General features: G+C 63.8%; 15 protein-coding genes. 10 read left to right on the plus strand and 5 right to left on the minus strand.

What is annotated here, in order from left to right; all coding sequences use genetic code 11:
* Nucleotides 1–15 precede the first annotated feature (15 nt).
* Nucleotides 16–3,309 (plus strand): carbohydrate-binding protein, encoded by a 3,294-nt coding sequence (locus KAZ48_07495; GenBank protein MBP7972629.1) that lies wholly within the window; start codon nt 16–18, stop codon nt 3,307–3,309.
* Nucleotides 3,310–3,690: 381 nt separating this feature from the next.
* Nucleotides 3,691–4,158 carry a nitroreductase family deazaflavin-dependent oxidoreductase gene (locus KAZ48_07500; protein MBP7972630.1) on the plus strand — a complete coding sequence of 156 codons (468 nt, stop codon included), beginning with the start codon at nt 3,691–3,693 and terminating at the stop codon, nt 4,156–4,158.
* Between the two features lie 29 nt (nt 4,159–4,187).
* Here KAZ48_07500 and KAZ48_07505 read toward each other — a convergent pair whose 3' ends face one another.
* Entirely contained in the window at nt 4,188–4,868 is a 681-nt protein-coding gene (locus tag KAZ48_07505) for a DUF2461 domain-containing protein (protein MBP7972631.1), read from the minus strand.
* A 123-nt stretch (nt 4,869–4,991) separates the two neighbouring features.
* Between KAZ48_07505 and KAZ48_07510 the strand changes: the two genes are divergently transcribed.
* Entirely contained in the window at nt 4,992–5,666 is a 675-nt protein-coding gene (locus tag KAZ48_07510; protein MBP7972632.1) for a DUF998 domain-containing protein, read from the plus strand.
* Here the strand turns inward: KAZ48_07510 and KAZ48_07515 are convergent.
* A complete protein-coding gene (locus tag KAZ48_07515) occupies nt 5,663–6,118 on the minus strand; it encodes a YiiD C-terminal domain-containing protein (protein MBP7972633.1) in 456 nt (151 codons plus the stop codon). The genes KAZ48_07510 and KAZ48_07515 overlap by 4 nt on opposite strands.
* Nucleotides 6,119–6,133: 15 nt before the next feature.
* Nucleotides 6,134–6,856, minus strand: a complete 723-nt coding sequence (locus KAZ48_07520; GenBank protein MBP7972634.1) for a CHAP domain-containing protein — start codon at nt 6,854–6,856, stop codon at nt 6,134–6,136.
* Nucleotides 6,857–7,188: 332 nt separating this feature from the next.
* On the opposite strand from KAZ48_07520, the gene KAZ48_07525 reads away from it, so the two are divergent.
* Genes KAZ48_07525 through KAZ48_07535 form a run of 3 tightly spaced genes read left to right on the plus strand, consistent with a single transcriptional unit; the run spans nt 7,189 to nt 11,017 of the window.
* A complete protein-coding gene (locus KAZ48_07525; GenBank protein MBP7972635.1) occupies nt 7,189–9,282 on the plus strand; it encodes a hypothetical protein in 2,094 nt (697 codons plus the stop codon).
* Complete coding sequence (locus KAZ48_07530) at nt 9,279–9,983, plus strand: SDR family NAD(P)-dependent oxidoreductase (GenBank protein MBP7972636.1); 705 nt, start codon at nt 9,279–9,281, stop codon at nt 9,981–9,983. Before KAZ48_07525 ends, KAZ48_07530 begins: the two co-directional genes overlap by 4 nt.
* Nucleotides 9,980–11,017 (plus strand): low specificity L-threonine aldolase, encoded by a 1,038-nt coding sequence (locus KAZ48_07535; GenBank protein MBP7972637.1) that lies wholly within the window; start codon nt 9,980–9,982, stop codon nt 11,015–11,017. Before KAZ48_07530 ends, KAZ48_07535 begins: the two co-directional genes overlap by 4 nt.
* A gap of 24 nt (nt 11,018–11,041) precedes the next feature.
* Here KAZ48_07535 and KAZ48_07540 read toward each other — a convergent pair whose 3' ends face one another.
* Both KAZ48_07540 and KAZ48_07545 read right to left on the minus strand, forming a co-directional pair.
* The gene (locus tag KAZ48_07540) at nt 11,042–11,371 is read right to left on the minus strand and encodes a hypothetical protein (GenBank protein MBP7972638.1); all 330 of its coding nucleotides are present in this window, start codon (nt 11,369–11,371) and stop codon (nt 11,042–11,044) included.
* An 83-nt stretch (nt 11,372–11,454) separates the two neighbouring features.
* The gene (locus KAZ48_07545) at nt 11,455–12,624 is read right to left on the minus strand and encodes an acyl-CoA dehydrogenase family protein (GenBank protein ID MBP7972639.1); all 1,170 of its coding nucleotides are present in this window, start codon (nt 12,622–12,624) and stop codon (nt 11,455–11,457) included.
* Between the two features lie 206 nt (nt 12,625–12,830).
* On the opposite strand from KAZ48_07545, the gene KAZ48_07550 reads away from it, so the two are divergent.
* The 4 genes from KAZ48_07550 to KAZ48_07565 form a co-directional block, all read left to right on the plus strand.
* On the plus strand, nt 12,831–14,510 hold the full coding sequence (locus tag KAZ48_07550; protein MBP7972640.1) for a PAS domain S-box protein: 1,680 nt from the start codon (nt 12,831–12,833) through the stop codon (nt 14,508–14,510).
* Between the two features lie 86 nt (nt 14,511–14,596).
* Entirely contained in the window at nt 14,597–15,769 is a 1,173-nt protein-coding gene (locus KAZ48_07555) for a hypothetical protein (protein ID MBP7972641.1), read from the plus strand.
* A gap of 113 nt (nt 15,770–15,882) precedes the next feature.
* On the plus strand, nt 15,883–16,824 hold the full coding sequence (locus KAZ48_07560; protein MBP7972642.1) for an ABC transporter ATP-binding protein: 942 nt from the start codon (nt 15,883–15,885) through the stop codon (nt 16,822–16,824).
* A partial coding sequence (locus KAZ48_07565; protein MBP7972643.1) for an ABC transporter permease occupies nt 16,821–17,085 on the plus strand: 265 nt, incomplete at its 3' end. The genes KAZ48_07560 and KAZ48_07565, both read left to right, overlap by 4 nt.

The raw sequence follows: 17,085 nt of genomic DNA on the forward strand, positions 1-17,085 counted from the left end.
TGCGGAGGAACACCCATGCGAAAGTCGTTCGCGTCAGTACTGATCGCCACCGGCATAGGAGTAGCACTACCTGCAGCCGGACTGGCTGCACCTGCCGCAGCAGTAGCCCCGAGTGCCAACACTGCCGAGTTCACCATGACGGCGTCACAGCCCGGGTTTGACCGGATTGAAGCTGAGGAATACTCCTCCGCGAGCGGTTCGGTACTCGTGCAGCCATCCGGCGACAGCACTGATCCCGGCAACAAAGGTCTGGCGCTGCTCCGGCGCGATTCGCGCGTTTCGTACGACGGTGTGGGCTTCGGCACTGCCAAGGCGAACAGCGTTGACTTGCGAGTCTCGTCGGCCGTGAACTCGGCCAATGGAAAGATCGAGGTTCGAAGTGGGGGCGCCGACGGCAAAGTTATCGGCTCGCTGGTGGTGCCCAAGACAGCATCCTGGCAGGACTACAAGACCGTGCGCGTACCGCTGACTTCACCGCTGACTGGCACCAACAAGATCACTCTCACGTTTAGCGCCGGCGACGCGAACCCGTTCGTCAACGTCAACTGGCTACGGTTCCAGACGGATAGTCCGGCAACCCCCACCCCCACGCCAACTGCAACCCCCACGCCGACCCCCACCCCCACGCCGACCGCGACCCCCACGCCGACTGCAACCCCCACGCCGACCGCGACCCCCACGCCGCCAGCGGCCGCAGCAGGCGGGTTTGCCCGGATCGAGGCGGAGAAGTACGCCTCAGTCAACGGGTCGGTTTTGGTGCAGCCATCCGGTGACAGCGCAGATCCAAGCAACAAAGGTTTGGCGCTGTTGCAGCGAGGACCGCAGGTGACCTACGACGCGGTCAATTTTGGTACTGCATCGGCGAACAGTGTCGACTTGCGGCTGTCGTCAGCGGTGAACTCGTCCAACGGGACGATTCAGATTCGTCGTGGCGGCGCCGACGGCGAAGTTGTCGGTTCTCTGGTGGTGCCCAAGACGTCTTCTTGGCAAGACTTCCGGACCGTGCGGGTACCGCTGGTTACATCGCTGACCGGCACCAACAAGATCACTCTCACGTTCAGCGCCGGCGACGCGAACCCGTTCGTCAACCTCAACTGGTTGCAGTTCAACGCAAATCCCGCTTCATCGCCAGCCGTCCCCACACCCACCGCAACACCAACACCGCCGGCCGCAACACCAACACCGCCGGCCGCAACACCAACACCGCCGACCGCAACCCCAACGCCACCAGCAGACCCGGCACCCACCACGCCACCGGCAGACCCAGCAGCACCGGCCGTGCCCGGGTTCAACCGGATCGAAGCGGAGAACTACGCCGCGTCCAGCGGGTCCATCCTCAAGCAGGGGTCTGGCGACACCGAAGGTGCGCAGAATCCGGCATTGGCCTTGCTGCGCAACGGCAACCAGCTGTCTTACAACAGGGTCGATTTCGGCTCAAAGCCAGCTCAGAACCTTGATGTGCGAATCGCCTCGGCAACCAATACCGCCAACGGCACCATCGAGGTACATCGCGGGGGAGCCAACGGTGTCCTCGTCGGTTCGCTAGTGGTACCCAAGACCGCATCGTGGCAGGACTACCGAACTGTCCGCGTACCGCTGACTACCGCTCTAACAGGCAGCAACAACATCACCCTCACGTTCAAGGCCAACGACGCCAACTCATTCGTGAATCTCAACTGGATGCAGTTCGCCACATTGAACGGGGCAGCACCGTCGACACCGCCAGCACCGTCGACACCGCCAGCACCGTCGACACCCCCGGCACCATCTGCGCCCGCACAGGGTCAGCCCGGCTTCGTGGTCAAGTTCGTCAACGACACCGCTCAGCCCGACAGCAACGTCTTCCTAACGGCGGACACTGGTGGAAACGGCAACGCCACGTATGCCGGGTCAGTTGGCAACCGATTCCAGCCCGGCCTAGGAAACGGCGTGCGGCTGACAGATCTCAACGGACCGGGAACCGATCCGGCAAGCCACACCTACTCGTTTGTGGTCAACGGAAACTCCGGTGGTCGGATCTACTACAGCTTCGGTGAGCCATTTGTTCAGCATTGGCCGTCTGCCCACGACTCACCGGTGGCATACGACATCGTCGAATTCAACATCACGGATGGTCGATTCGGCCCAACCGACGGTTTGTTCTACGGGAACCTAAGCGCGGTCGACCAGGTAGGCATCCCAGCCAACCTGAAGCTGTTCGATGGTGCTGGCAATCTGATGAGCTCTGGCGGACTACCGGCCAACCGGGACATCGCATGCCAGGATCAGGTCTACAACCAGATCGCTGCGAACGCACCTGCCGGTTGGAATCCAAAGCAATCGGGTGTCTTCAACGGCGACGGCAGTCTGTTGCGATTGGTGGCCCCCAACGCTGCGGCCGAGCGCTACCCCAGCTTGCAGCCGTACGTCGAGTCCCTGCATGGCCAAACCCTTCGAATCCGCGGTCGGTTCGCTGGCGGGCCCGTATCTGGGGCGGGCGCGTACTACGACTACACCTCGCGGGTAGACGCGGAAGGCAATCTGTACCTACGCGGGACACTGACCGATCCCGATGATCCGTCAAAGCCAAACGCCGGCTACCCCCACCCATCGACGATCTTCGTCGATGCCAAGGAGCTCTACGGGAAGGTCTCCCAGCAGCAAAGCGGCTACGGCATCTACCTGCAGAACGGTCCGATGACCCTTGATGGAGTCGTCACCGGCGATGGCCACACGAGCCCCTACAAGTTGCAGCCCGGATCAGGCAAGACGGTTCCAGTACTCAACGACGTCTACGGCTGGATCTATGGTGACCTCGTCACTGCATACGCATACGGCTACTGGGGCGGGAAGTACGGCAACGACTCCTCGGCCTTCGACGGCAAGCCAGCGTTCAACGACGCTCGGTCCACAGCTGATCCGTTCATCGCCTGGAGCCTATGGCAGCAGGCGATCTGGAAGACCTCGGATTCATACGGGATGTCCCTTGGCGAGCGGTTCTCCGCGGCAGGCAAGTCGAGTCCGCTAATCGGAACCGGACAAGGTGCCGAAACGATGCAGGTGACCATGAAGAACGGTTGCTCCAACGCATCCGGAAAGACCGGCAACAGCGGAAGTGTCGCTGGTGCCGCGGTCGCTCCAACAGCACCAAACGGTCAGGCGGCTGACAACAGCGCGACGGCGCAGCCGGAACCCGGCCAAGCCGTGCAGTCAGCGCCAAGCCCACGGGCGGGTGCTGCCGTCGCTCAACCGGCCGGCCAAGGCACTAAGGCCAAGAAGCACCACAAGGGCACGAAGAAGAAGCACAACAAGAAGCACAAGAAGCACTGAGCAAACCTGCCACCCTCGCCGCCGGGATTGGGGCGAGGGTGGGTTGCCGGTTAGTCGATTGGGTACTCGCAAAGGGAGCGTGAAAGAGCCGAAGGCGAAGCTCCCGTGTGATTACGCAATCGACTAACCCCACGTTCGGGATGCGGCGCCTCCCGCTCCTACGCTCCGCGGGTTTGCTGGCTCTTGTAGTAGGCCACCTTCCGCGCGCGCATGCTTTCGCCCAAAGGTCGGTCCGCCGCCAGTGCAGACCTAGAACCCCGGCACACGAGCCGTCGAGAATCCACCATCACGGCACTGTCATCGGGCTAGCGACGTCACCTTGGTGCAGAGTTCAATGGGTCTGGCGCAACAGTCGTTCGCCGAACCGTGAGGAGACCACCGATGGCCTACCGGGACGTACTCGCCAACCTCGGCAAGTACCGCTGGTTCGCGTGGACGGCGGCCAGGTTCGCACCCCTTGATGCTGCCGTGCTGAAGCGCACCAGCGGTCGGTTCGGCTTGATGGGCAACTACGGGCTCCCGCAGTGCCTGGTCACGACGACCGGACGCAAGTCAGGTCAGCCTCGGACAGTCACCCTGATCTATGGCCAATCCGGTGAGGAGTTGATCCTGGTCGGATCCAACTTTGGGCAATCCCACCACCCCGCCTGGGCCCTCAATCTTGAGGCCAAGTCGGACGTTGAGGTCACTATTGGCGACACATCGAGGCGGATGGTGGCGCGCCTGGTGACCGAGCCCGCCGAGCGCGAGCGGATGTGGGCGATCATGTGCGAGATGTGGCCGGCGTACAACGCCTACCGCGGCCGGGCGGGCCGCGAGATCAAGATCTTCGCCCTCACGTCAGCTTGACGACGTGCACCCGTGGGGAGACCGCCGCGCTAGAGCCCGTTCTGACTGCCGGTGCCTTCTGCCGTGTCGCCAGCACCGACCGTGGCGGCGAGCCAATCAAGGAGCGGGTCGAGGAGTCGCCATTGATCGCGAATCTTGGTCGCCGCTCGACGGGTTCCCATCCAGGCGGCCGGTTCCCACCGCCGTTCGGCATAGAGCGTGCGGTAGCGCAACCACTCCAGCTGAGGGTGATCGGCCGGGACGCCCCGCGGCCGAGTCGCCACCTGCGATCCACCAACCGTCAGGCCGGACTTGGTGACTGCCTCGGTGAGCTGCGCGACTTGGTCGGCGTGCAGCTCCTGTGCGACCGCACGGCGGTAGCGCGCGACCTGGTCCGGCGACGACGAGTACCAACCGCCCGCGACCATCAAGCCGTCAGCAGACAGTTGCACGTACCAACCGAGGCCGTCGCCGCGCTCCACGAACATCCCCTGATGATCCTTGTACGGAGTCTTGTCCTTACTGAACCGGACGTCGCGGTACGGGCGGAACAACCGAGCGGTCCCGAATTCGTCCGCGAGTTCGGCGCCGAGGGATTCCAGGGGGCCTCGGACGTCCCGCAGATATTGCGCTTTGTGGGCATCCCAGAACTCCTTGGTCGGGTCAGCTGCCAACCACTCGTAGAACTCGAACGCCTCTGCGGGAATACCGGTGAACCGATCCTGTGCCACTGTCTGGGTACCTCCAAGGAGCGAGCGTCGAATGTAACGGGTTACCCGGTAGCTAACCCCAAAGCGGCCGCTCGTGGGCAATCGGCCACCGTCGTTGTGTACGGGTGGTGAATACTCCGACGGGTGATCCAGCCAACCCGGTCGCTCGTGTCCGCCACGCTCGCGCCTGTCCTGCTGATCGGTGGGTGGACGTTGGCTGCCCGGCTTCAGCCAGCGGGCTTCGACTCCTCGACCGACACCATCAGCGCACTCGCGGGCCTTGGGGCGACTGACCGTTGGGTGATGACGACGGCGCTGCTCGGCCTTGGCGCCTGCCACGCCACCACTGCTTCGGGATTGAAGGCAGCCGCTCCTGCCGGGCGGGTCCTCTTGGCGATCGGCGGGATCGCGACGATGGCAGTTGCCGCGCTGCCGTTGCCGGTCGTTGGATCGTCGGCGGCTCACACGACGGCCGCTGGTATCGCCTTTGTCGCCCTGTCGGCATGGCCGCTGGCGGCCTGGCGCCGCCGCCGGTCGGCCAGTCGTGCCCAGGCGGGCGGCAGCACATCCCAGGACGTTCGCCAACGCAGTACCGACGAGCTCAACGGGAGCGAACCCGGCGTTGTGCCGTGGGCCTTACGGCCAGTGAGTTCGCTCGGCGCCTCGGCGTTGTCGTTCGTTCTGCTGGCTGGGTTTGGCGTCGCATTGTCGCGATCGGAGTTCGTCGGTGGAGCCGAGCGGATCACCGCGGCCGCCCAAGCACTCTGGCCACTTGTCGTCGTCTGGTCGGTCAAGCTGACCCGGCCGGTCGCGAGCTAGGTCGACTTGGGTGGACGCAGTTGGTAGGTCGCTTGGGTGGTCGCGACCGCTGATCCCGCGTCATCGACGATCGTGAGGTTCAGTTCGAAGGTCGCTTTGCCCTCGGCGATCGCAAGATCGCCCAGGCTGCGCAGCTCATCGGGATCAATGCGCGCGTCGAGGAACACATCGGTTCGGGCCGCCCGACGGAAGGTGATCGTCATGTCGGAAACGATTGGCACCAGGCCGTTCTGCAACACAGTCAGCGGCAGAATCCCACCGGGTAGTTCAGCGATAGCGAAGAGTGCACCGGCGTACATCGTTCCCATGTGGTTGCCGTTACCCTCGATCGGCATCCGCAAGCGAACGTAGCCGGGTTCCACTGCCTCGACGACGACGCCCATTCGGCCAACTCCAGGCACGGCGGCGTGGACAAAAGAGGTTGCGGTCGCGGGATCCATGGCATCGGTCATGGCTGGATATTAGGACTACGCGGCCTGACCGCCCGCAACCGCAGGAGTCCACGGCTTAAAGCTGGCGACCTTGGGGAAGCCAGCCGTCATGGGTAGGACGGCTGGCGTGGCAGCGATGGGGGAGGCGCCGGGGATCGTGGGGTGTCCAGCTTCGGCCGCTACGCCCGGCTTGGCCAGGTTGAAGTGGATGAAGTGCTTGGGCCAGTGGGGGTCCTTGCGTGGGATCACGCGAACTCGTAGCGGTCCGGAGGGGTAGTTGTCCTCGACGATGGTGATGCTCTTTGCGGTCACCGCTTTGACGTAGGCGACGTGGCCAGCCTGACTGACGTCCGGAGAGCCAGTGGTCCACTGCGCGACTGCGCCGACGAGTGGTTGGTCATTGACGAGGTAACCGTGTTTGCGCGCGGACCTCGCCCAACTCTCCGCGTCGTGTAGCCACAGGGTCTTGCGGGGCATGCCGTCTCGGATCATGCGCCAGGCGACGTAGTTGGTGCAGTTGTGACCTGCGGCCATCAACCAGAAGCTCTGATGGGCGCGGGCGCCGTACCCGGTGTCGTCGCAGTGAAAGTTGACTCCACTGCACGGGATGTTCGGCTCCGCGGCGGCCGTGGCCGGGCTCATGGATGCCAATGACATCGCCAGCGCCGCAGCTGCCGTAGCCGTGATGCCGACGCCCGTGGATCGTCGCAGTGCTGGCAGATGGCGCGCGCGAGTGCGCGACGGGTGTGAGGTGGTCATGGGCGTCCCTTACGGGTCAGTGTCACGAAGGGCGAGATCTTCACCGCTTCGGATTCGCACTCGCGATCCGCAGGCCGGACATCGGAAGATCGACTGAATCGATCGCGCCGTCACGGGCCGACTTCCTAAGGTACGCAGATGATCAACCTGCCGTCTGTGACCGGCGACACAATCGCAGTGTGATCATCGAATCACCCGTTCGAGTGACACTGCCGCCGTTTCACCTACCGCCCGTGGTTGCCCGACGGTGAGAGGGACCTCTCACCGTCGCGATTTGGCGTGGTGGCACCCGAGGGTGAAGGATGGGAGTAGACCCCAATGTAAGGAGTGCGATGCGATCCCTGGCGCGTGTTCTGGTTGACGAGAGCCACCGGCAAGCTTGGTCCACCCGTCCCGAGGTGGCCGCCGCAATCAATCCTGGAAACCCCGCTGACGACGGCTACGTCAAGGCGGCCCAGACGCTGACCGACCGCGGCTTGGACGTTGATGTTCACACTGAGGGCGAGATTGACGCCGACGCTCTGTCGGGCATGGATGTGCTGGTGCTTCCGCACTGCTCGACCGATGACTGGGAGGCCACGATCGGCGTCGGGTCGCCTGTGTACTCCCCATCGGAAATCGACGCGATTGACGCATTCGTTCGTGGCGGCGGAGGTTTGGTCGTTCTGGCCGAAACCGAGCAGAGTAAGTACGGAAACTCGTTGGCAGAGATCGCTGCTCGATTCGGCGTCGTCATTGAGAACGCCACCATTCAGGACTCGGTTGCGCGGTTCAACGACGTCCCGACGTGGATCATGGCGCAACCGGGCGACACCTCGGTATGGGATGTGTGGGCGGGTGTTCGGCAGGCCTGCTTGTACCGCGCCGGGGCTTTGCGGCTGGATTCCGCATCAAACGATTCCGGTGTGATCGTGGCGCGCAGCAGTGCAACAGCCTCCCCACCCAACGCTGGGCTTGTTGCCGCAGTTGAGGCAGGCGATGGCCGCGTGGTCGTCGTCACCGACTCAGACGTCTTCGGCGACGACTCGATCGACGACTTGGACAACCGCACGTTGTGGCGGAACCTTGTTACCTGGTCGGCTGCCGGGCCGATGGCTCGCGAAGCAGTCGAACAGGCGCAATCTGCTGCGATTGACCAAGCGTGGACCCAGTTGGTTGCAGCGGTCGAGCAATTGCGACCGCTGCAGGAGAAGAACGGATCGGTGCCAGCCGAGAGCAAGGAGCAGGCGACGGCTGCCGTCGGGCAGATCGTCACCGCAATCGAGACGCTAGCGCCTCGTTTCCCCCATCAGAGCGATCAGTTGGCAGCCAACGTTGCCGACTTCCGGAACTGGCTTGATGGCGGTCTGGAGGTGCCGGACTTCCTCGACTCGCTGCTGCTGTTCCGGCCGGAAGAGAACCGGGAGAACGGTGTCGAACACCTCGCCGTCTTCCCGATGTACACCCAAAACGGCAACCCGAACCGCAACGTTGAGGCAGTCATCACCCGCACGGTGTGGCCGGACTGGATCGCCGAGCTGGAGGCTGGCGCGTACGACAACCACGCGTTCGTCCCGATTGAGTTCGTCGCCTTCACCGCTGGGTATGACACCCATTCGGCAGTGCTCTTCCCCGAGACCGTCGCGGTTCGCGAAACCCCAAAGTTCACCTGGGGCGGCATCTTCTGCGATCGCGAGGCGGCTCGTTTCCGCGCTGTCACTCGCAGCGCAGCCGACATCGTCAAACTGGCATTGCCGCCGGCAGCGGAGATGTTGGTCAACGATCAAAGACTGACTCAGGAGACGTTCGTGCTCTGGGATCTGGTGCACGACCGCACGCACAGCCACGGTGATCTGCCCTTCGATCCGTTCATGATCAAGCAACGGATGCCGTACTGGATGTACGCACTGGAGGAACTGCGCTGCGACCTCAACACCTACCGCGAGACGGCGATCCTGGAGGACAAGGGCGTCACGCTGGCACCGCAGGTGCGCTACGCGATCCTGTTCGATCGCCTGTTCCGATTCCCAACCACCGGCTCGCGAGTGCGCAATTACGACGGCCTCGGTGGCCAGATCCTGTTCGCGTGGTTGCACAAGAACGGTGTGCTGAATTGGACCGACAACACTCTGTCGATCGACTGGCTGACCGTGGACGCGAGCGTCGTGGAGTTGTGTGAACAGGTCAACGCTCTCTACCGGGAGGGCATTGACCGCAGCCGAATCGGCTACTGGCTGGCGGCCCATGAGTTTGTCCGCGCACTTGTGCCAACGCACCCCGCTTCAGTGTGGGCTCGCGGTGGCGAGGCAATTCCCGCCGAGCGCAAGGACGCTGTCGACGCGGTGATGGACGACGAGTTCCCGCTCAACGTCTTCTACGAGGCGCTCAGCAAGAACCTGGCAACGACAATCGAATCCACTAAGGGAATCACGGGTGCAGCGGCATGAACGAACAACCAGTAGTTGTCGTCCTCGGCGCTGGTATGGGTGGGCGCGGGGTGGTCGCGGCACTTGCCGGCAAGGCGCACCTCGTCATCGTTGACCGGACCATGGAACTGGCTCAGACTGCGGCCAACCGCGCACAAACCGTCGGCGGTTCGGCGGAGGCCCTCGTGGTGAACCTGACAGACCTCGCGGCGGTCGAGTCGCTGTGTGGCGACCTCTTGGCGCGCCACGGTCGCGTTGACGCAGTGATCCACATGGTGGGCGGCTGGCGTGGATCGACAACGGTGGATGCGGCATCGATCGACCAGTGGAACGACCTCGTGCCCGGGATCGTGACGACCGTCCAGACCACAACCGTGGCTTTCCGCGACGCTTTGACTGCCGCGCCGAAGGGTCGCTACGTCATGATCACCAGCACGGCGGCCGCCAAGCCGACTAAGGGAAACGCCGCGTACGCCAGTTCAAAGGCAGCGGCCGAGACCTGGGTCAAGGCGCTGGGCAATGCGTTCGCCGACACGTCAGCGCGGGCGTGCATCGTCGCCGTGATGGCCCTCGTGGATCAAGCCACCCGCGACGCCAACCCCGATCGCAACTACGCCCGATTCACTGATACCGATGCGCTCGGCGTGGCAATTGCCGATGTCTTGGAAGACGAGTCGGTGGCAAACGGTGAGTACGTCGATCTGACAGTGGCCAGTAAATGAACCCAAAGCGCAGCTTCGCCAGCGACAACTACGCCGGCATCCATCCCGAGGTCATGGCCGCGATGGAAAGGGTCAATGTCGGACACCAAGTTGCGTACGGCGACGACGAGACCACGGCCGAGCTTGACGCCCGGATCAAGGATTTCTTTGGCCCAAAGTCGGAGATCTATCCGGTGTTCAATGGCACCGGCGCGAACGTCGTTGCGCTGCAGTCGATGTCGCCAGCATGGGGCGCGGTGGTGTGTGCCGCGTCCGCCCACGTCAACGTCGACGAGGGCGGTGCACCGGAGAAGGTCGCCGGCCTCAAGCTTTGGCAGATCCCGACTGCCGATGGCAAACTCACGCCCGAACTGATCGACACCCAGGCCTGGGGATTCGGAGACGTTCACCGAGCCCAGCCGATGTCGCTGATCGTGACCCAATCCACCGAACTGGGCACGCTGTATTCAGTGGACGAGCTCGCCGCCGTCGTTGATCGTGCCAAGTCCCACGGGATGCGGGTGCTGCTCGACGGCGCCCGGATCGCGAATGCGGCCGTTGCCCTCGGCGTCTCGTTCCGTGACTTCACCACCGATCTGGGCATCGACGCGGTGTCCTTCGGCGGCACCAAGAATGGGGCGATGACGGCGGAGTCGGTCGTCGTGCTGAACCCCGAAATCGCCACGGCGGTGCCCTACTTGCGCAAGTCCGACATGCAACTCGCCAGCAAGATGCGCTACATGAGCGCGCAGTTGCTGGCCCTGCTGACCGACGACCTTTGGGCAAGGAACGCGACCAACGCCAACGCGATGGCCAAGCGGTTGGCCGATGCGGTGGCAGGAATCGACGGCGTGCAGATCACCCGCCCACAGCAGGCCAACGCCGTGTTCGCGACCATGCCCGCAGATATCACCGAGCGACTCCAGGAACGCTTCGGTTTTTACACATGGGACCAGGCCAGCGGCGAGGTTCGATGGATGTGTTCGTGGGACACAACCGAAGCCGATGTGGACGCGTTCGTGGCCGCAATCGCTGCGGAGTTCGCTGGCTCCTGACGGCCGAGATCCGCGCTCGCGAACTTACGGCGCCGGGCCACTACCAGGGCGCTTTGGGACACCTGAGTGGCCTGGCCCACTTGAGTCGCTGCCTGAGTTGTGTCGGTTCGTCACGATCGCCACGACAAAGAACGGCGCGGCCACGATCAGCCCGACCGCGAAAGACGCGACGAAGGTGAGCCCCAGCACTAACTGGACTTGCCAACCCCCGCCGAAAGCGAGCCACGCGGGCAGGCCACCCTGGGGAACCACGAACGAGTAGGCCACGCCGAGCAGCATCGTCGGGACAGCACCGACCATGAAGGCCACGCGCGCGACCCGGAATCCCCGCGTCGTCTCGAAGTCCTCATCCATATCGCCAAGTTAGCCAGTCGGTCCGACAGTGCAAGCTCACGCTTCGCGGTCGCTGTGCGCCGGGGACGGCGACGCGAGGTGAGTTACCGGAATGCGCCGTGACCGGTCAGGGCTTGACCGATGATCAGTTGGTGGACTTCGGACGTCCCCTCGTAGGTCAACACTGACTCAAGATTATTGGCGTGGCGCATGACGGGGTATTCGGCTGAGATGCCGTTGGCGCCGAGCAGGGTCCGACATTGCCGCGCGATGGCCACCGCCTCCCGAACGTTGTTCAGCTTGCCGAGGCTGACCTGTTCCGGCCGCAACTGATCGGCGTCCTTGAGGCGGGCGAGGTGTAACGCCAGCAGCATCCCTTTGCCAAGTTCGAGTGTCATGTCCGCGAGTTTGGTCTGCGTGATTTGGTAGGCCGCCAACGGCTTGTCGAACATCATCCGGTTCTCGACATACGCCAGCGTGACCTCGAGGCAGTCGCGGGCGGCACCGAGTGCACCGAAGATGATGCCGAACCGCGCCTCGCTCAGGCAGGACAACGGCCCCGATAACCCGCGCGCATGCGGCAACTGAGCGGACGCGGGCAACCGCACGTCGGCGAGGACCAACTCGGAGGTGACGGAGGCCCGCAGTGACATCTTGTGCTTGATCTCAGGCGCGGAGAAGCCAGGAGTTGACGCGGGCACCACGAAGCCGCGGATGCCCTCGTCGGTTTGCGCCCACACGATTGCCACGTCGGCGACCGATCCGTTGGTGATCCACATTTTGTTACCGGTGATGATCCAGTCGTCACCGTCGCGGCGGGCGAAAGTGCGCATGCCAGCGGGGTTGGAGCCAAAGTCAGGTTCAGTCAAACCGAAGCAACCGATCGTCTCGCCGGTGGCCATCGTCGGTAGCCACTCCTGCTTCTGCTCCTCGCTGCCCCAGCGCCAGATCGCGAACATCGCCAACGAACCCTGCACCGAAACCAACGAGCGAATCCCGGAATCGGCCGCCTCGAGCTCCAGGCAGGCCAACCCGTACGCGGTCGCGCTGGTGCCAGCGCAGCCGTAGCCGGTCAGGTGCATGCCGAGCAGACCCATCGCGCCGAGGTTCGTGGCCAACTCGCGGACTGGAAGGGTCCCGGCCTCGTACCAATCGCTGACGTGCGGCCGGACCTCACTGTCGAGCAGCGCACGTACTGAATCCCGCATCCGGCGATCCTCGTCGCTGATCAGCGACTCGGTTCCAAAAAGGGCCAGTGGGGTTTGGGTCGCCATTGCTCCACCTTCCCAGTCGCGCGCCCGTCTATCGAATGCGGGCCTTCGCTACACCGTCAGCCGGACAGGCGTCTGCGCGCGTCACTCGTACGGCCTAACGCGAGGTTAGGGGTGACTAACTTCGGTCGAAACTGGCATAGACGGATCGACGGGCAAGCTGCTGCGGTTGCCCGTGGAACCACGGTTGACGACATGGAGGTGCATGCGTGGCATCCGCTCACTCGTCGCCTAACTCGCGCGCCGCTGAACACACCGAGTCATTCTTCGACATCTTCCCCGACCTGCTGGCGATCGCCGACGCCGACGGCAAGTTGGTTCGAACGAACGAGGCGTGGCAGGCAGTCCTGGGCTACTCGCCCGACGAACTCGAGGGCATGCGCATCCTCGATTTGGTCCATCCCGAGGATGTCGACACGACGCTCGATTCGCGGGAGCAGGTGCTCCGCGGGCTGTCGATCGACGGCTTTGTCAATCGCTACCGCCATCGGGATGGTTCATGGCGCTACCTGTCCTGGGTGTCTCGGCCGGTTGACGGGTACGTCCATGCCATTGCTCGCGATGTGACGCGGGAGCGAGCCACGCGCGAGACCCTGCGATCAACCGAGGCCGTGTATCGCGCAATGCTCAACTCGCCCGTGCTCGGCGTTGTGCTGCAATCCCCCGGCGGCATCGTGCGGGAGGTGAACGCAACGGCGGAGCGACTGCTGGGCGTAACCAGCGAGCAGATGATGGGCAGGGCACCGGTATCCGACGAGCGTCGGACCGTGCACTTGGACATGAGTGACTTCACTGTCGAGGACTACCCGGCGACCAAAGTGCTGGCAACAGGAGAACCGGTGGGCGACGTTGTGCTGGGGGTTAACGCCCCTGAGTTCGAGTCGTACAACTGGCTTCGGGTCGATTCGCAGCCGATCGAACGTGACGGCGAGATCTGGGCATACACCACGCTCGCGGATGTCACCGACTTGCTCACCGCCGTCACCGATGCACAGGCCATTCGCCGGGTGGTCGATCAACACGAGATCATCTCGGTCACCGATTTGGATGGTCGGATCATCGAGGCGAACGACAGGTTCTGCCAGATCTCCGGATACGAGCGCGAGGAACTGCTCGGTCGAACCCACGCGATCGTCAGTTCCGGCCGACACGGCGACGAGTTCTACGCCGACCTGTGGCAGACGATCACCGCTGGCGACACCTGGTCCGGCGAACTGTGCAACCGCCGTAAGAACGGTGAGCTCTACTGGGTGATAGCAACGATCGTGCCGATCAAGGACATCGAGGGCCGCACGACAAGCTACATGTCCATCCGAACCGAAATCACCCAACAGAAGCTGGCGGAACGGGAGGCGAACCGACAGGCGCACGTGGACGGCCTGACGGGCTTGGCCAACCGCCGTCGTTTCGACGCCGAACTTGACGCGCTGTGTTCGTATAGCGAGGTATCCGGTCAGCCGTTCTCCGTTGTCATCGCGGACATTGACTTCTTCAAGAACTACAACGACGCGCTTGGCCACCAGCAAGGCGATGAGGCCCTACGGGCGGTCGCGCGTGCGCTGTCCGATTGCTTGCCGCGCCGCGGCGATCTGATCGCGCGGTGGGGCGGCGAGGAGTTCGCGCTGCTGGCGCCGAACACTGACGTCGACGGTGCCGCCATCAGCGCACGCAAGCTCGTCGCTGCCGTGGATGCCCTGGCCCTGCCCCACCCGGACTCCGAGTGCGGTGACTTCATCACCGTCAGCGTCGGGTACGCCACGGCAACGGCATCACCGATACAGGCCGCCGAGCAAGTCGTCGCGCAGGCCGACGACCGCCTCTACCAAGCCAAAGCGCAGGGGCGCAATCGAATCGTCGGCCCCGGACCCAGTGAGCCCGCAACCTCGTGAGCACGCACTGCCGTGAGCCCGCATCGTGCTAAGCCGTGCAGCCGGTTCAGCCGCCGACCGATGTATGCGTCTGGCAGGGTGTGCACATGGCCACGGCGGAAACACCCTCGGAAACTCCCGCGGATGCAAAGTCCGACCCCACCTTGAGCCGAGGCCGGGCCATTGCCTTCGGCATCCTCATCGCCGTTATTAGTTTCCCGCTCGGCTACGCGGTGCTGCAGGTGGTGCAGTACTCCATCGAATGGGTCTGGGTGGACTTTCCCCGGGACGCATCCGAGCCGCTCGTCTGGTTGTTGGCGCTCGGTCTCCCGACCTTTGCGGGGGTCCTGGTGGCGTGGTTTCGCCAGCACGGCAACGATGGCCACAATCCCATGCTGGGTATCGCCATCACCCCCTTGAGCGGACGTGACTACGTCGCGGTCATCGGTGCGATTCTGGCGACCCTGATCGGTGGGATGGTCCTCGGACCTGAAGTGGCAATGGTGTCCACGGGTGCAGTCGTCGGCACCGCTATCGCGACCCGTGCGGGGATGACGGTCAAGCAGGGGGCAACCATCGGCGCCTCAGCAGCAGTCCTTGCGCTCTTCGCTGGTCCCATTATCAATGGGACCTTCTCGACCGCCTCGACTTATAGGTTCGACGTCAAGGATCTTGTCGGTGCGGTCGGAGTGGCAGCAGTAACTGCTGCCGTACTAACCGCAGGCAGGTTCCTGTCGATCGGAATCCTCAAACTGCATGGCGGCGACCGGCCGAAGACCAGCATTCTGGCGATCAGCGGGTTTCTGGTCGGGGCCCTCGGACTCGGCTACTACCTGACCACCGGTCACGAACTCGCGCTCATCATGACCAGCGGCGAGTCCGAGACCAAGGCGCTGTTGGCGCTGAGCAGTGCTGGTGCGATCGCGGTAACGGTGGCGTTCAAGTGGCTGGCTTATTCGATCAGCATGGGCGGGGGATTCCGCGGTGGCCCGTTCTTCCCCGCGATCTACATCGGCGCCGGAATTGCCGCGGTCACGACGTCGCTGACGCCGGACTACGCCCAAGGCGCCATGGCCGCTGGCATCACTGCGGCAGTGGTGTATCTGGCCCACCCGAAGTGGCTGTTCACCGTCGTCCTTGGCATCGTCCTTGGCATGTTGGCTGGTGGACCGCAGCTGATTCCCATCGCGGTGGTCGCGGCGTTGGTCGCCAAGTTGCTGCCGGAAGTGAAGGCCACAACCAAGCCAACCGGTGACGTCCGGGTTACCGAAGCTAGGTAGCTGCCGAGCGTTGCGGTGACGTTGGTCTGAGCCGTTGGATCGGCCTTGAAGTCATGCCGGTGAGCGTAAGTTGAGGCTGGGTCCCGGCCAGCCTGAGGCGTAGCGTTGGCCCCATGGGTGAAGTGATTTCTGTTGTCGGTTTGCGAAAGTCTTTTGGTCATACGATCGCCCTCGATGGTCTCGATCTGAGCGTCGAATCCGGTGAGGTGCACGGGTTCCTCGGACCCAACGGCTCTGGCAAATCCACTACCTTGCGGGTGTTGCTCGGCCTGCTCCGCCGCGACGCCGGCGACATCGCGTTGTTTGGACAGGACCCCTGGCGGGAGGGCCCGGCTCTGCATCGTCGGTTGGCCTACGTGCCGGGTGACGTCACGTTGTGGCCGAGCCTGACCGGTGGGGAAATCATCGATCTGCTCGGTCGGCTGAGGGGTGGGTTGAATCCGGCCAAACGTGCGGCGCTAATCGAACGGTTCGATCTGGATCCGACCAAGAAGGCACGTGCGTACTCCAAGGGCAATCGGCAGAAGGTTGCCTTGATCGCCGCACTCGCCTCGGACGCGCACCTGCTGCTACTCGACGAACCCACCGCTGGCCTCGACCCACTGATGGAGGCCAGCTTCCGCGAATTTCTGGCCAACGAGCGCAACGAAGGGCAGACGGTGTTGCTCTCCAGCCACATCCTCAGTGAGGTGGAGGCAGCCTGCGATCGGGTGACGATCATTCGCGCCGGCAAAACCATCGAGAGTGGGTCTTTGGCCCAGATGCGTCATCTTTCCCAGACGTCGATTGTCGCCGAGCTTGAGAGCCCAGGGGGTGACATCGGCCGACTGGCTGGCGTTCACCACGTTGCCATCAACGGCAATCGGGTCGAATGCCAAGTCGACCCAGGTCAGCTCGAGCCGGTCTTGCAGGAGTTGACCAAGGCGGGCATCCGCAACCTGACCAGCACTCCACCGACCCTCGAACAACTGTTCTTGCGCCACTACGTCGAGCAAGGCGACAGTGCAGACGAGCAGGGCGACAGTGCGGATCAGGCGGAACAGGAATCGGCGTGAGCGCGTTCGTTGGCACCGGCCAACTTCTGCGCCTCGCGCTACGGCGGGACCGCACTCTGCTGCCGGTTTGGATCGCCCTGTTCGCTGGTATGGGTGCGATCTCCGCATCGGCGACACTCGGCCTTTATCCGACCGAGCAATCCCGGGTCATCGCGGCCACCGCCGCGAACGCGACTCCCTCCCTGGTGGCCATGTACGGGCCGATCTACGACCCGACGTCGCTCGGTGCGCTGTCGATGCTGAAGATGACCGTGCTGGGGG

The organism is Candidatus Nanopelagicales bacterium (assembly GCA_018003655.1).
Taxonomy (GTDB): domain Bacteria; phylum Actinomycetota; class Actinomycetes; order S36-B12; family UBA10799; genus JAGNDY01.

What these genes read in the sequence shown, in the direction of transcription:
- KAZ48_07555 (MBP7972641.1), top strand. Translation starts at nt 14,597, where the DNA reads ATGGCCACGGCGGAAACACCCTCGGAAACTCCCGCGGATGCAAAGTCC.
- KAZ48_07500 (MBP7972630.1), top strand. Translation starts at nt 3,691, where the DNA reads ATGGCCTACCGGGACGTACTCGCCAACCTCGGCAAGTACCGCTGGTTC.
- KAZ48_07530 (MBP7972636.1), top strand. Translation starts at nt 9,279, where the DNA reads ATGAACGAACAACCAGTAGTTGTCGTCCTCGGCGCTGGTATGGGTGGG.
- KAZ48_07495 (MBP7972629.1), top strand. Translation starts at nt 16, where the DNA reads ATGCGAAAGTCGTTCGCGTCAGTACTGATCGCCACCGGCATAGGAGTA.
- KAZ48_07545 (MBP7972639.1), bottom strand. Translation starts at nt 12,624, where the DNA reads ATGGCGACCCAAACCCCACTGGCCCTTTTTGGAACCGAGTCGCTGATC.
- KAZ48_07560 (MBP7972642.1), top strand. Translation starts at nt 15,883, where the DNA reads ATGGGTGAAGTGATTTCTGTTGTCGGTTTGCGAAAGTCTTTTGGTCAT.
- KAZ48_07535 (MBP7972637.1), top strand. Translation starts at nt 9,980, where the DNA reads ATGAACCCAAAGCGCAGCTTCGCCAGCGACAACTACGCCGGCATCCAT.
- KAZ48_07540 (MBP7972638.1), bottom strand. Translation starts at nt 11,371, where the DNA reads ATGGATGAGGACTTCGAGACGACGCGGGGATTCCGGGTCGCGCGCGTG.
- KAZ48_07520 (MBP7972634.1), bottom strand. Translation starts at nt 6,856, where the DNA reads ATGACCACCTCACACCCGTCGCGCACTCGCGCGCGCCATCTGCCAGCA.
- KAZ48_07525 (MBP7972635.1), top strand. Translation starts at nt 7,189, where the DNA reads ATGCGATCCCTGGCGCGTGTTCTGGTTGACGAGAGCCACCGGCAAGCT.
- KAZ48_07515 (MBP7972633.1), bottom strand. Translation starts at nt 6,118, where the DNA reads ATGACCGATGCCATGGATCCCGCGACCGCAACCTCTTTTGTCCACGCC.